The organism is Chromobacterium sp. S0633, assembly GCF_024158805.1.
GTDB lineage: Bacteria > Pseudomonadota > Gammaproteobacteria > Burkholderiales > Chromobacteriaceae > Chromobacterium.
The window spans coordinates 1-14,333 of the sequence record NZ_JAMZGH010000074.1; the positions used below are offsets into that span (position 1 = coordinate 1).

The 14,333-nt window shown below is 65.7% G+C and carries 12 protein-coding genes and 1 pseudogene; 11 read left to right on the top strand and 2 right to left on the bottom strand.

Going from position 1 to position 14,333, the window contains the following annotated elements; translation table 11 throughout:
- From NK214_RS23925 to NK214_RS23955, 7 genes are all read left to right on the top strand, one after another.
- Positions 1-1,198, top strand: a 1,198-nt coding sequence (locus tag NK214_RS23925; protein ID WP_253315688.1) for a chemotaxis protein CheA, incomplete at its 5' end; no start/stop codon positions are given.
- Positions 1,199-1,225: 27 nt separating this feature from the next.
- Positions 1,226-2,890 carry a methyl-accepting chemotaxis protein gene (locus NK214_RS23930; protein ID WP_253315689.1) on the top strand — a complete coding sequence of 555 codons (1,665 nt, stop codon included), beginning with the start codon at positions 1,226-1,228 and terminating at the stop codon, positions 2,888-2,890.
- A gap of 17 nt (positions 2,891-2,907) precedes the next feature.
- Positions 2,908-3,450 (top strand): chemotaxis protein CheW, encoded by a 543-nt coding sequence (locus NK214_RS23935; RefSeq protein ID WP_107799073.1) that lies wholly within the window; start codon positions 2,908-2,910, stop codon positions 3,448-3,450.
- The gene (locus NK214_RS23940; protein WP_227108470.1) at positions 3,451-4,332 is read left to right on the top strand and encodes a protein-glutamate O-methyltransferase CheR; all 882 of its coding nucleotides are present in this window, start codon (positions 3,451-3,453) and stop codon (positions 4,330-4,332) included.
- The gene (locus NK214_RS23945) at positions 4,307-5,377 is read left to right on the top strand and encodes a chemotaxis response regulator protein-glutamate methylesterase (RefSeq protein ID WP_253315690.1); all 1,071 of its coding nucleotides are present in this window, start codon (positions 4,307-4,309) and stop codon (positions 5,375-5,377) included. The genes NK214_RS23940 and NK214_RS23945 overlap by 26 nt, the downstream gene beginning before the upstream one ends.
- A 461-nt stretch (positions 5,378-5,838) precedes the next feature.
- A complete protein-coding gene (locus tag NK214_RS23950; protein WP_227108468.1) occupies positions 5,839-7,476 on the top strand; it encodes a methyl-accepting chemotaxis protein in 1,638 nt (545 codons plus the stop codon).
- A gap of 261 nt (positions 7,477-7,737) precedes the next feature.
- Positions 7,738-9,096, top strand: a complete 1,359-nt coding sequence (locus NK214_RS23955) for a nucleotide disphospho-sugar-binding domain-containing protein (protein WP_253315691.1) — start codon at positions 7,738-7,740, stop codon at positions 9,094-9,096.
- A 315-nt stretch (positions 9,097-9,411) separates the two neighbouring features.
- Here NK214_RS23955 and NK214_RS23960 read toward each other — a convergent pair whose 3' ends face one another.
- Both NK214_RS23960 and NK214_RS23965 read right to left on the bottom strand, forming a co-directional pair.
- Positions 9,412-9,972, bottom strand: coding sequence for a C40 family peptidase (locus tag NK214_RS23960; protein WP_081549764.1), 561 nt, complete (start codon positions 9,970-9,972; stop codon positions 9,412-9,414).
- Complete coding sequence (locus tag NK214_RS23965; RefSeq protein ID WP_107799078.1) at positions 9,969-11,879, bottom strand: ATP-binding cassette domain-containing protein; 1,911 nt, start codon at positions 11,877-11,879, stop codon at positions 9,969-9,971. The genes NK214_RS23960 and NK214_RS23965 overlap by 4 nt, the downstream gene beginning before the upstream one ends.
- 123 nt (positions 11,880-12,002) lie before the next feature.
- Between NK214_RS23965 and NK214_RS23970 the strand changes: the two genes are divergently transcribed.
- The 4 genes and pseudogenes from NK214_RS23970 to NK214_RS23985 form a co-directional block, all read left to right on the top strand.
- Positions 12,003-12,356 (top strand): hypothetical protein, encoded by a 354-nt coding sequence (locus NK214_RS23970; RefSeq protein ID WP_107799079.1) that lies wholly within the window; start codon positions 12,003-12,005, stop codon positions 12,354-12,356.
- Between the two features lie 3 nt (positions 12,357-12,359).
- Positions 12,360-12,803, top strand: a complete 444-nt coding sequence (locus NK214_RS23975; RefSeq protein WP_253315692.1) for a protein YgfX — start codon at positions 12,360-12,362, stop codon at positions 12,801-12,803.
- Positions 12,800-14,068 carry a bifunctional tetrahydrofolate synthase/dihydrofolate synthase gene (folC, locus tag NK214_RS23980; RefSeq protein ID WP_253315693.1) on the top strand — a complete coding sequence of 423 codons (1,269 nt, stop codon included), beginning with the start codon at positions 12,800-12,802 and terminating at the stop codon, positions 14,066-14,068. Before NK214_RS23975 ends, folC begins: the two co-directional genes overlap by 4 nt.
- A gap of 7 nt (positions 14,069-14,075) precedes the next feature.
- Positions 14,076-14,333, top strand: a pseudogene (locus NK214_RS23985) (SPOR domain-containing protein); the annotation flags it as partial.

Sequence of the window (14,333 nt, forward strand, 5' to 3'; positions counted from 1 at the left end):
CGGCGACAGTCACTATATCCGGGTGGAGGCCGGCAAGCTGGACCGGCTGATCAACCGGGTGGGCGAGCTGGTGATCGCGTCCGCCGGCACCAAGCTGATTGCGCAGAACCGCTGCGACGCCGAGCTGCTGGAGTCCGTGGCCATCATCAACACGCTGGTGGAAAGCATACGCGACGACGCGCTGACCTTGCGCATGGTGCCGGTGGACGAGGTGTTCTGCCGGTTTCCGCGCATGGTGCGCGAGGTGTCGCGGCAATTGGGCAAATCCATACAGCTGACGATTCAGGGCGCGGACACCGAGATCGACAAATCCATGGTGGAGCGCTTGACCGACCCGCTGATGCACTTGGTGCGCAACGCGGTGGACCACGGCCTGGAAACGGCGGCGGAGCGGCGGGAGGCCGGCAAGCCGGAAACCGGCAAGGTGGTGCTCAACGCCTTTCACGACGCCGGCTCGGTGGTGGTGGAAATCAAGGACGACGGCCGCGGCATAGACCGCGACAAGGTGCTGGCCAAGGCGCTGGAGCGCGGCTTGTTGAGCGAGGGCCGCCAGTTGAGCGAGCAGGAAACCCTGCAGCTGATCTTCCTGCCCGGCTTTTCCACCGCGCACGCGCTGAGCGATCTGTCCGGCCGCGGCATGGGTCTGGACGTGGTGAAACGCAATATCGAACTCTTGCGCGGCGAGATCGAAATTTTTTCCCAGCCGGGCCAGGGCGCCACGTTCCGGCTGCGGCTGCCGCTGACGCTGGCCATCATCGACGGCTTCCGGGTGGAGGTGAACGATTCCTCGCTGGTGATGCCGCTGGACATGATGATCGAGTGCGTGGACATGCCGGAGGAGGCGATGCGGCAGAACGCGCGCCAGATCAATGTGCGCGGCGATTGGCTGCCTTTCGTGTCCTTGCGGGAGTTGTTCAATCTGCCGCCGGCCACGCGGCCGGAGTACGTGGTGATTGTGCATTACGGGGAAAACCGCGCCGGCGTGGTGGTGGACCGGCTGATGGGCGAGGTGCAGGCGGTGATCAAGCCCTTGGGCGAGATTTTCCGCTCGCTGCGCGGCATCAGCGGCTCCACCATCCTGGGCAACGGCAAGCCGGCGCTGGTGCTGGACATTCCGCAATTGATCCACCACGCCTGCCGCCGCGAGCGGCGGCGGATTCGCCAGTCCAGCGAGGCGCAGGCGAGCGACGTCATTTAGCGCGCCGATGCGCGCCGGGAGGTAGTCATGCAGTGGTTTCACAATGCGCAGGTCAAGACCAAGCTGGGTCTGTCGTTTGGCGTGGTGCTGTGTTTCTTGTTGGCGCTGGGCTTTGTCAGCTACACCGCCACGGAGCGCATCACCGGCGTGATGGTGAATCTGTTCGACAACCAGCTGACGCCAATCAAGGATATCGGCAGCGCGGCGCGCAACGCGATGGCCAGCAACCGCTCCTTGTACCGCTATGTCGCCGAGACCGACACCAAGACCATGGACGCGGTGGAGCTGGAGATGGCCGGTTTCGAGAAGAGCATGAACGCCAGCATAGACGCTTACCGCAAGACGGACCTGACGCCGCCCGAGGTGGACGCGCTGCGCCGCTTCGACGCCGCCTGGGCCATTTACCAGCCCTACGCCACCGAGGTGAAACGGCTGTCCTATACCGACCGCGGCGACGGCGAGAACAATAAAATTGCACTGAAACTGATGGCGGACAAGGGCTGGCCGGCTTTCCAGGCGGTGGACGCGGTGCTGACCGAGTTGGTGAACCTCAACGCCAAGCTGGCCGACAATTCCCTGGTGGAAACCAAGGCGATCAGCACGGACGCCTTGCGGGTGCTGGTGGCCATCGCGGTGGCGGCGGTGCTGCTGAGCATCGCGCTGGGGGTGATGGTGACGCGCAGCCTGCTCAAGCAATTGGGCGGCGACCCGTCCTACACCGTGCAGGTGGTGAGCCGGGTGGCGGCAGGGGATTTGTCGGTGCCGGTGAAGCTGCATCCGGACGATACTTCCAGCCTGCTGTATTCGATCAAATCCATGGCGCACCGGCTGTCCGAGACCCTGTCCGAGGTCAGCGCGATGTCGGAGGCGATAGGTTCGGCGTCCGAGGAGGTGTCGTCCACCGCCAACTCCCTGGCGCAGACTTCGTCCGAGCTGTCGTCCAGCATCGAGCAGACCAGCGCCTCGGTGGAGGAGATGGCGGCCACGGTGACGCAGAACGCCGACAATGCGCGAGTGACCGAGGGCATTGCGTCCAAATCCGCGTCCAGCGCCACCCAGGGCGGCAGCGCGGTCAGCGATATGGTGCACGCGATGAAGGAGATCGCGTCGCGGATCACGGTGATCAACGATATCGCCAACAAGACGGATCTGCTGGCCATCAACGCGGCGATCGAGGCGGCGCGGGCAGGCGAGCACGGCAAGGGCTTCGCCACGGTGGCGGTGGAGGTGAGGAAGCTGGCGGAGCGCTCCCAGGTGGCGGCCAAGGAGATAGGCGATCTGGCCAGCCGCTCGGTGAGCGTGGCGGAGAAGGCCGGCACCTTGCTGCAGGAGATGTTGCCCGGCATAGACCAGACCGCCAGCCTGGTGCAGGAGATTTCCGCGGCCTCGCGCGAGCAGCGCACCGGCATTGATCAGATCAACAGCGCGGTGACGCAGATCAGCAGCGGCATGCAGTCTTCGGCCACGTCGGCCGAGGAACTGAGCTCCACCTCCGAGGAACTGAGTTCCGCGGCGATGCAGCTGCAGGATTTGATGCAGCAGTTCAAGCTGCGCAACACCCGCGGCGGCCGCAAGTCCCGGCTGGTGCACATCGGCCACTTGCACGGCGGCAAGGCCGCGCCGCCGCCGCCGATGGACGACGATGACGATATGGATCTGACCGTGGACGAGGACAAGTTCTCCAAGTATTGAGAGGGAGGAAGACGGCGATGAGAAACAGCGACCAGCCGGCCGGCCAGGACGGCGGCGACCAGAAATTCCATTGCGTCACATTCATCCTGGGCGAGGATTTGTTCGGCATTCAGATCAACTTCATCCGGGAGATCATCGAGTTCGACGGCATCACCGAGGTGCCGATGATGCCCAACTTCGTGCGCGGCATCATCAATCTGCGCGGCGCGGTGGTGCCGGTGATCGATTTGTCGGTGCGCTTCGGCCGCGGCCAGACGGCCTTGAAGTCGTCCACCTGCGTGGCCATCCTGTCCTTGCCGGGCCTGGAGGGCGGCTACGCCGACATCGGCATTCTGCTGGATTCGGTGTGCGAGGTGCTGGAGATCCCGCAAAGCGAGATCGATCCCTCGCCCAGCTTCGGCTCCAATATCCGCAGCGACTTCATCCAGGGCATCGCCACCATCAATCAGCGCTTCGCCATCCTGCTGAATGTGCGCCAGGCGCTGTCGGTGTCCGAGCTCAGCGCGATGGCGGAGGCGGTGACCCAGCAGTTTCTGAGCGACGACATCGAGGCGCTGTAGATGTTCGCCCTGGAAGAGACGCTGGCCGCCGCGCCCTTGTTGACGGATGGGGAGTTTTTCCAGCTGCGCCGCTTCATCTACCAGACCGCCGGCATCGCCATGCCGATGAGCAAGCGTTCGCTGATCCAGTCGCGCCTGGCCAAGCGCATCCGCCATTTGCGGCTGAACAGCTACGCGGCTTACTGGCGTCTGATCTCGGACCCGGCCAATGTGACGGAGCGGCAGTACGCGATCAATCTGCTGTCCACCAATGAAACCTATTTTTTCCGCGAGCCGGAACACTTCGCCTGGCTGCGGCAAGAGGCGGCGCGGCTGCAGGGCAAGGGCGAGTTTCGGGTGTGGTCGGCGGCCTGCTCCACCGGCGAGGAGCCGTACACGGTGGCGATGATCCTGGCGGAGGCGCTGGGCTTGCTGGGCCAGTGGCGGGTGTACGCCACCGATATCAATACCCGGGTCACGCATCTGGCCCGGCGCGGGGTTTACTCGGTGGAGCGCGCGCGCAGGACGCCGCCGGAGCTGTGGCGGCGTTATTTCCTGCGCGGCCGCGACGAATACGCCGGCATGGTCAAGGTGGCGCCGGAGCTGGCGAAGAAGGTGAGTTTCGCCAATCTGAACCTGCTGCACGCGACGGACTTCAACCATAGTCATTTCGATGTGATTTTCCTGCGCAATGTGCTGATTTATTTCGACGAGGCCACCAAGCTGCGGGTTTTGCTGTCGCTGTGCGACAAGCTGCGGCAGGGCGGACATTTGATCATCGGGCATTCGGAATCCATCCGGCACCTGGCGCTGCCCTTGGCGCAGGAGGCGCCGTCGCGCTACCGGCTGGATGCCCACTTGGCGGGCGGAAGAATCGATGAGCATCAGTGTTCTGATTGTTGACGACTCCGCGGTGGCGCGGGAGATGCTGGGCCAGATGCTGGCCACCGCGCCGGACATCAAGCTGCTGGGCGCGTCGCCGGACCCCATTTACGCGATGAGCCGGATGAAGATCCGCTGGCCGGACGTGATCATCCTGGATCTGGCCATGCCGCGGATGGACGGCCTGACCTTTCTGCGCCAGGTGATGGCGGAGCGGCCCACGCCGGTGATCATCTGCTCGGCCTTGACCACCGAGGGCGCGCTGGTGTCGCTGGAGGCGATGAGCGCCGGCGCGGTGTCGGTGCTGCTCAAGCCGCTGGTCAACGCGAGGACGAATTTCGTCGAGAACGCCAAGCGGCTGGTGGAGGAGGTGTACGCGGCGGCGCGGGTGAGGGTGGAGGCCTTGAAGCAGACGTCTCCGTCCGGCTATCCCGCGCCCAAGCTGACCGCCGACGCCATTCTGGACGCGCCGCCGGAGCGCCGGCGGCCGGCGCAGGGCACGGAGCGCGTCATCGCGCTGGGCGCGTCCACCGGCGGCACCCTGGCGCTGGAGTTCCTGTTGCAGCGGCTGCCGCCGCATTGCCCGGGCATGGTGGTGGTGCAGCATATGCCTGAGGGCTTCACTTCCATCTTCGCCGGCCGGCTCAACCAGCTGGCCCAGGTGGAGGTGAGGGAGGCGAAGAACGGCGACGTGCTCAGCGCCGGCACGGTGCTGATTGCGCCGGGAGGCCAGCATCTGCTCTTGCACCGCCGGCAGAAGCAGTTTGTCGCGGAGGTCAAGGGCGGGCCGCCGGTATCGAGGCACCGGCCGTCGGTGGATGTGTTGTTCCGCTCGGTGGCGGTGAGCGCCGGGGCCAACGCGGTGGGCGTGATCCTCACCGGCATGGGGGACGACGGCGCGCGCGGCATGCGCGAGATGCACGACGCCGGCGCGCGCACGCTGGCCCAGGACGAGGCGTCCTGCGTGGTGTTCGGCATGCCGCAGGCGGCCATCGCCCGCGGCGGGGTGGACGAGGTGATGTCTCTGGAGCGCCTGGCGCGGCTGTTGCAGGGTCTGCGCGCCTGAGAGCCTGTCCATGGTCCGCCGCGCGGCGGCGGACGCGGCCCTCAAGATAGATACAGATGCGATAGGTGTTTTTACGTAAATACCGATGCTTGCCGGCGGCTATTTGTAAAAAACCTTTTAAAAACAAAGCCGGCGCGGGTCGCTTCACCTCGAGAAAAAGCGATTATGCACTTGCTATGTGCAAACTACCAAAGCCAGTCGCATTGATTCGCGTTTAATTGGCGTTATCATCACTTTCCATATTCAGCGCTCGCCGCCGCACTGGGCCGCTTGTCCCGGCGCGCCGCCGCCTGTCTATCTTTCCCCGCCCGCTCCGCACCACTTCGCGGCGCCGTCATCGTCTCTTGTCGATTACTGCCTGATCCACTGCCTGGACCTGCGGCGCCGGTCCGGCGCGCTCCGGATGCGCCGCCGGCGGCGGGGAGCCGTTTTTGGAATGAATGTCGAAGGAATGCATCCGTATGAGTGTCTTGAACAAGGACTGGGGCTTGCGGGCCAAACTATCCGCCGCTTTTACTCTGGTGAGCCTGCTGATCGTGGCGGTTTATTCGATCTACGCTTATCGCAGCACGGTCGACTCCGAAATGAAGGGCGTGGATCAGACCCTGCTGACCGCCGCCTACGCGGCGCGTCAGATGGTGGGCGAGAACTTCCACGACCAATTGCCGGACAGCAACCCCAATAGCCAGGTCACCACCAAGCAGCTGACCGATTTTGCGCGCGACAGCGGTCTGGCCTACGCCTATTCCACCATTCAGCGCGGCGGCCGCGTGTTGTACACCAGTTCTTCCGCCAGCCCCGACGAGGTGAAGTCCGGCCAGTACCAACAGTGGTTCCTGGCGGAATACAAGGATGTGCCGGCCGGCCTGGCCGCGGCCTTGCGCAGCGGCTCCACCCAGTTTGAGGAATACCAGGGCGAGTTCGGCCTGTTCCGCTCGGTGTTCGTGCCCTTCACCTCGGCCAGCGGCATGCGCTACGTGGTGGGGGTGGACACGTCCTTGCAAAAAGTGGAGGCCTTGCGCACCCAGGTGCTGTGGCAAAGCGGCGCGGTGGGCCTGGGCCTGCTGCTGATGTCCCAGCTGGCGGCCCTGTTGCTGGCCAACCGCATGGTGCAGCCGGTGAACGAGTTGAACGTGGCCCTGCAGCAACTGGCCGGCGGCGACTGGAACCTGGTGCGCAGCATGCCGGTGCGCAGCCGCGACGAAGTGGGCCGCATCGCGTCCTCCTTCAACACCTTCATGGCGGCCCTGCGTGAGCGCTTGCTGGAGATCCGCGGCGAATCCGACGCGGTGCAGAGCGAATCCCAGCACATCGATCAGCTGGTGGGCGGCGTGGCCGCGCGTTCCGGCCAGCAGGCCGAGGACGTGCGCGGCAGCGCGGCGGCGGTGGAGGAGCTGGCGGTGAGCATCGCCCATGTCTCGGAAATCGCCGAGGACGCGGCCACGCTGATGTCTTCGTTCGAAGGCCAGACCCAGACCACGGTGCAATACATCCAGAACGCGGTGGAAGGCATGCGGACGGTGCAGCAGGAAGTGACCCAGCTGGCCGGCAAGCTGGATCAGCTGGATTCGCGCACCAATGAGATCAATATGATTGTGGCGGTGATCAAGGACATCGCCGATCAGACCAATCTGCTGGCCTTGAACGCGGCGATCGAGGCGGCGCGTGCCGGCGAGCAGGGCCGCGGTTTCGCGGTGGTGGCGGACGAGGTGCGCAAGCTGTCTGAACGCACCGCCAACGCCACGGTGGAGATCGGCTCGATGATCGCTTCGGTGCAGCAGGATTCCGCCTCCGCCATCTCCGGCATGCGCGCGGCGGTGGACCGCGTGGACGCCAGCGTCAATCACGCCGGCGAGGCGCAGGACACTTTGCAGGGCTTCTCGGTGCAGATCCAGGGCGTGTCGCGCGGCATGGGCGATATCTCGGCGGCGGTGCGCGAGCAGGCCAACGCTTCGCAGCATCTGGCCGGCAGCGTGGAGTCGGTCAGCAGCTCGGCCGAGGAAAACCGGCTGGCGGCGGAAGAGGCTCAGCAGGGCGTGGTCAATCTGTTGGAGCGCGGGGTGTCTTTGCGCGGCGTGGTACAGCAGTTCACGCTCTAAGAACCTGTTCAATGTCTGCTGCGCTTCGGCGATACGGCGTTGAAAACAACTTCGAAATGCTCATGTACCGTATGTACATTCCGCTTTCTCTGCTGTTTTCGCCTTGTCTCGCTCTTGCTCGCGAGACTTTGAACAGGCTCTAAGCCATGGCGCGGCGCAGGGTCGCCATGCGCACGCAACCGCCTTCGGGCGGTTTTCTTTTTGCCAGATAAATGACATTGGCGTAAAGTGGCTTGTCGTCCTAAAGGAAGGAGGCGGGTCATGGAGCGGGAGCTGTCGTTGTCGCATGCCGGCGCGGACCCGGCGCGCGGTCCTTTGATCATCGTGGCGTCCAGCGGCACCGGCGGGGACATGCAGCCCTTTGTCGCGCTGGCGCGCGGCTTGAGCGAGCGCGGCCACCGGGTGCGGATGCTGGCGCCGGCCTTGCAGGAGGAAGCGGCGCGGGCGGCCGGCCTGCCGTACGGGCTGTTCGGCAGCGTCGAGCGGGAACAGGCGGCGCTGGACAACCCCGATCTATGGCATGAGCGCAAGAGCTGGGGCGTGCTCTGGGATAGCCTGGCGCCGGATCTGGACGCCTTGCGGGAGCGGGTGAGGGATCTGCCGGCGGATGAGGACTGCGTGGTCTTGTGCCACCCCGTCCTGGTGCCGATGGCGGCGCTGGCGCGAGCGGCGCGGCCGGATTTGCGCATTGTGACGGCCTATCTCGCGCCGTCCAATCTGTGCAGCCGCCACGACCTGCTCACCCTGGGCTCCTTGCGGATTCCCGGCTGGCTGCCGCCGGCCGGAGCCGGCCTGCTGTGGTGGGCGCTGCATCACTGGTTCAACGCCCAGACCTTGCCCAGTCTGAACGCGGCGCGCGCACAGCGCGGCCTGCCGGCGGAGCCGCATTTTTTCGAGCATATGCTGAGAGCCCCCAACGCCTCGGTGGGCCTGTTTCCCCGCTGGTTCGCCGCCTTGCAGCCGGATTGGCCGCGGCCGTTCTTCGAAGGGGATTTTCTGCTGCCCGCCGCGCAGCGGGGCGCGGGGCTGTCCGCCGAGCTGGAGGCCTTTCTGGCCGCCGGCGATGCGCCCGTCGTGTTCACGCCGGGCACCGGCCATCGGCACGCGGCGGCCTTCTTCGACGCCGCGCTGCGGGCCTTGCGGCGGCTGGGCCGGCGCGGGATTTTCGTCACGCCGCACGCGGCGCAGTTGCCGCCGGCTTTGCCGGCCGATGTGCTGTGGCAGGCGCACGCGCCTTTCGCCGCGCTGTTGCCGCGGGCGGCGGCGCTGACGCATCACGGCGGCGTCAGCACCATGGCGGACGCGATGCGCGCCGGGATCCCGCAATTGATCGTGCCTTACGCCTACGATCAGTTCGACAACGGCCAGCGCGCCAAGCGCCTGGGCGTGGCCGAGGTCTTGCACGCGCAGCGCGTGTCCGCGAGGAGAATGGAGCGTTTGTTGGCGCGTTTGCTGGCCGAACCGGGCCCGGGCCCGGCCTGCCGCGAGCTGGCCTTGCGCATGGCGGCCGGCGCGGAAGCGACGCGGGCGCTGTTGGACGGCGTGGAGGAGGCCTTGTTGGGGCGGGCTGCGCGCGGGGCGGAAAGCGCCGGCGCGACGCCGGCGCTGGCGCCGGGCTAGCGAGCGCTTGGGAGGCGCTTAAGAAGGTGTTTACGATCTCGCGAGCAAGAGCGAGACAAGGCGTTGCGGCTGAGAAAGCGGAATGTACGCGTGGTATATGAGCATTTCGAGGACGGCACTCATCGCACAATGTCTCTACCGACGCGCAGCAGATCGTAAACAGGTTCTTAGAAGGTGTTTACGATCTCGCGAGCAAGAGCGGGACAAGGCGTTGTGGCTGAGAAAGCGGAATGTACAAGCGGTACATGAGCATTTCGAAGGCGGCACTCATCGCACAATCGCGCTACCGACGCGCAGCAGATCGTAAACAGGTTCTTAGCTGAACAGCGTGCGCGCGCCCTCGTAACGGGCGGCGAAATAGCTATTGTCCAGCCGCGCCACGCGGATGGAGCTGTTGGTGCGCGGCGCGTGCACGAACTTGCCGTCGCCGATGAAGATGCCCATGTGCGAGAACGGGCGGTTCATGGTGTTGAAGAACACCAGGTCGCCGACCCGCATCCGGCTGTCCGGGATGGGCCGCGCCACGCCGGCGATCTCGGCCGCGGTGCGCGGCAGCGTGACGCCGACGGCGTTCTGGTAGATGTAGCCGACCATGCCGCTGCAATCCAGGCCGGCCTCGGGGTTGGTGCCGCCGAACTTATAGTCCAGGCCCAGCAGGCCCAGCGTATAGATCAGGATTTCCCGGCTGGCGCCGTCGGCCTTCAGTCCGGACAGGCTGAGGTCGCCGGAAGGGCGGGGCTTGCGGCCGCCGGCCACCTTGGAGGGCGTGGTGCCGCAGGCGGCCAGCAGGCCGGCCAGCGACAGCAGCGCGGCGCCGCGCAGCAGCGCGCGGCGGTCCAACGGCGAAGAGGGCGAAGGCGGCAGGGTTTTGCTCATTGTTGCTTTGACTCCAGTTCTTCCCAGCGCGCCAGCTTGTCCATCAGCAATTCGTCGATTTCCTCCACCCGGCGCTGCCAGGCGATGGCCTCCTTGGGCGTGTCGCGGTAGCAGTTGGGGTCCAGCAATTGCTGATTCAGGCTGGCTTGCTCGGTTTCCAGCGCGGCGATCTCGTCCGGCAGCGCGGCGAGCTCTCGCGTCTCATTGTAGGACAGTTTATTGCGCGCGGACTTGGGCTTGTCCTTGGGTTTTTCCTGCGGGGCCGAAGCGTCCCGCGGCTTCTCCGCCGGCTTCATCGCCGCCATGCGCGCCTTGGTGTCGATCCAGTCCTGGTAGCCGCCCGGATATTCTTCCAGCCGGCCGTCGCCTTCGAAGGCGATCACCTGGGTGACCACGTTGTCCAGGAAGGCGCGGTCGTGGCTGACCAGGAACACGGTTCCCGAGTATTGAGCGATCACGTCTTCCAGAAGTTCCAGCGTGTCGATGTCCAGATCGTTGGTGGGCTCGTCCAGCACCAGCACATTGGCCGGCCGGGTGAACAGCCGGGCCAGCAGCAGGCGGTTGCGTTCGCCGCCGGACAGCGAGCGCACCGGGCTGCGCGCGCGCTGCGGCGAGAACAGGAAGTCTTCCAGATAGCTCATCACGTGTTTCTTCACGCCGCCGATTTCAACGAAGTCGTTGCCCTGGCTGATGATGTCGGCGACGCTGGTTTCCTCGTCCAGCTGTTCGCGGAACTGGTCGAAGTAGGCGATCTCCAGCTTGCTGCCTTGCTTGACGCTGCCGCTGTCCGCGTCCAGCTGGCCCAGGATCAGCTTGAGCAGCGTGGTCTTGCCGGCGCCGTTGGGGCCGATCAGGCCGATCTTGTCGCCGCGCAGGATGCGGGTGGTGAAGTCGCGGATCAGGGTCTTGCCCTCGAAGCCCTTGCCGACGTGCTCCAGCTCCGCCACCAGCTTGCCGGAGCGTTCGCCGGCGTCCAGCTGGAAGTTGACCTGGCCCACGCGCTCGCGCCGCGCCGAGCGCTCGCGGCGGATGGCCTCCAGCCGGCGCACCCGGCCTTCGTTGCGGGTGCGGCGCGCCTCGATGCCCTTGCGGATCCACACCTCTTCCTGGGCGTGGAATTTGTCGAAGATGCGGTTTTGCTCTTCCTCGACGGCCAGTTCTTCCGCCTTGCGCACATGGTAGCTGGAGAAGCTGCCCGGGTAGCTGCGCAGCAGGCCGCGGTCCAGTTCCACGATGCGGGTGGCCACATTGTCCAGGAAGCGGCGGTCGTGGGTGATCAAGAGCACGCTGCCGCCGTAGTTCTTGATCAGGGTTTCCAGCCATTCGATGGCGGACACGTCCAAGTGGTTGGTGGGTTCGTCCAGCAGCAGCACGTCGGGCCTGGCGGCCAGCGCGCGCGCCAGCGCCACGCGTTTTTTCCAGCCGCCGGACAGCTCCTCGATCCGCGCGTCCGGGTTCAGGCCCAGATGGGACAGGGTGGAGGAGATCAGCGCGTCGAACTGCCAGCCGCCGCGGGCCTCCAGCTCGTGCTGGATGTGCTCCATCCGCGCCAGCGCCTGTTCGTGGTCGGCGTCGGCCTGGGTCAGCTGATGGGTGACTTGGTGGTATTCGGTGAGCAGGCTTTTCAGTTCGCCCAGGCCTTCGGCCACGGCTTCGAACACCGTGTGTTCCGGCGCCAGCTCAGGCTCTTGCGGCACATAGGCCACTTTGACGTCGCCCTTGATGTTGACGCGGCCGTCGTCCAGCGCCACCGCGCCGGCCACGCTCTTGAGCAGCGAGGACTTGCCGGCGCCGTTGCGGCCGATCAGGCCGACCACTTCGCCCGGTTCCAGCGCGAAATCGACGTTATCCAGCAATGCGTGGTGACCAAAAGCCAGGCAGGCTTTTTCGACGGTAATCAGAGCCATGGTGCGTGTTGTTTTCTGTATGGAAAGTTGGGCGGATTGTAACATGGGCTTCACCTTTCCACGCTTAGCGCCGCGCGGTTTGTGCTGTTACAATGCCGGCCAAACTTGAATGAAAGGCATGCTATGTACTTCGTTGACCGCTCGGTGGCCGTGATCAAACCGAAACAACCGTTCCTGGACTGGCTGAACCAGGCCCCGGACAACGACATGGATCTGGCGCTGGACAGCCTGCGCACCGACTGCACCGTGATCCTGCTGCCGGAGTTCGACGAGCCGGAAGAGGGCGTCGCCTACATCGACGAAATCTACGAACAATTGTTCAAGATGGAACTGGCGTCCTGGTACGAGGACGAAGACACATGGCCCAAGGATCTGTCCTTGAAAGCCTTCTGGGAATGGTTCGACGTGGAGATCCACTCCACGGTGATAGACAGCGTGGACGCCGACATCAGCAACACCCCGGCGCTGGATCTCTAAACCATGAACCGGCGGCCCCGGCTGGAGCCTTTCGGCTTCGAGCTGAGGCCTTCGCGCCTTTGGCTGGCGCTGACGGTTTTCGCCGCCGCGCTGCTGGCCTGGGCGGTGATCCGCCATCTGCCGCCCATCTGGCTGGCCTTGTTGCCGGCCGAGGCCTTCTTGCTGCTGCGGGCTCTGCGCGCCGACGGCTGGGGCGACGCCGGCCGTTTCCGGCGGCTGGAAGTGGACGGCCTGGGGCGGCTGAGCGTGTGGCGCGAAGCCGCGCTGCCGGCGCAGGCCTTGGACGATTGCTTCGTCACCCCTTGGCTGACGGTATTGAATGTGCGCATCGGCGGCCGCCGGCGCGCCTTGATGGTGTGGCCGGATTCGGCGCCGGCGGACGGCCGCCGCCGCTTGCGGACTTATTTGCTGTGGTTTCAAGCCGCGGACGACACTGAGACGAAATGACTGGACACAAGACTCTGGCCGAGTGGCTGAGCTGGCAGGAAAGCCTGCACGCCACCGCCATCGATATGGGCCTGGCCCGCGTGGAGCGGGTGCGCGCCGCGATGAAACTGCAACCGTCCTGCCCGGTGGTGATGGTGGCCGGCACCAACGGCAAGGGCTCGGTCTGCGCGATGCTGTCCGCCATGCTGCATTGCGCCGGCTTCAAGGTGGGCACTTACACCTCTCCCCACATCCTGCGTTACAACGAGCGCATCGCCATCGATCTGGCGCCCGCCAGCGATGAGCGCATCGTCGCCGGCTTCGAGGCGATAGACGCCGCGCGCGGCGACACCTCGCTGACGTATTTCGAATTCGGCACCCTGGCGGCGGTGCACAGCTTTGTCGCCGAAAAAGTGGACGTGATCGTGCTGGAGGTGGGCCTGGGCGGACGCCTGGACGCGGTCAACATCTTCGAGCCGGACGTGTCGGTGGTGGTCAGCGTGGACATAGACCACCAGGCCATCCTGGGCGACAACCGCGAGGACATCGGCTTCGAGAAAGCCGGCGTCTACCGCGCCGGCAAGCCGGCCTTGTGCGCGGACCCGAATCCGCCGGCCAGGCTGATCGAGCACGCGCGCGCCATCGGCGCGGACCTGAAGCTGTACGGGCCGGACTTCGGCTATCAGCGCATGGACAATCAATGGTCCTTCCACATGGGCGACGCCCATCGCCACGCCTTGCCCTTGCCGGCGCTGCGCGGCGGCTATCAGATGGTCAACGCCTCGGCGGCGCTGGCCGTGCTGGAGTGCTTGAAGCCGCGGCTGCCGGTGAACCTGGGCGCGGTCAAGCGCGGCCTGCTGGAAGTGGAGTGGCCGGGCCGTTTCCAGGTGCTGCCGGGCCGTCCGGCGGTGGTGCTGGACGTGGGCCACAATCCGCACGCGGTCAAGGCGATGACGGCCAGCCTGAAGCAGCTGCCGTTCGCCCGCAACCGGCTGGCGGTGTTCTCCATGCTGGAAGACAAGGACCTGGAACAGGTGGCGGCCTTGGCGCGCGAGGCGTTCGACGCCTGGTTCGTCGGCGGCCTCGACATGCCCCGCGGCCAGAGCGGCGAACGCATCGCCGCCAGGCTGGCGGAAATGGGCGTTGAGAGGGTGCAATCCTTCGCCACCGTGGCGCAAGCCTGGTCGGCGGCCTTATCGCAGGCGGAGGAGAGTGATAGAATTGTCGTTTTTGGTTCCTTCCACACCGTTGCCGAGGTGATGGAAGCCCGGCAACACCCGGCTTGAGGAAAGCATGGCTTTATCCACCCACGAGGAGTTGATCCTGTTGCGTAAGCGCGCCAGACGCCGTCTGGTGGGCGCTGTCGTCTTGGTTACCGTCGCCACCGTCGTTTTGTGGAACGTGGTGGGACGCCTGCCCGAGCAGCAGATGAAGCCGGAGTCCATAGAAGTGCTGGGCGCGGGCGCTTCCGCGCCGGCCGCCAATCACGCCGAAGCGCCGGCGGGCGCCTTGCCGCCGCCGGCCCAGCCGGCCTCGGCGCCGTCCGCGGCC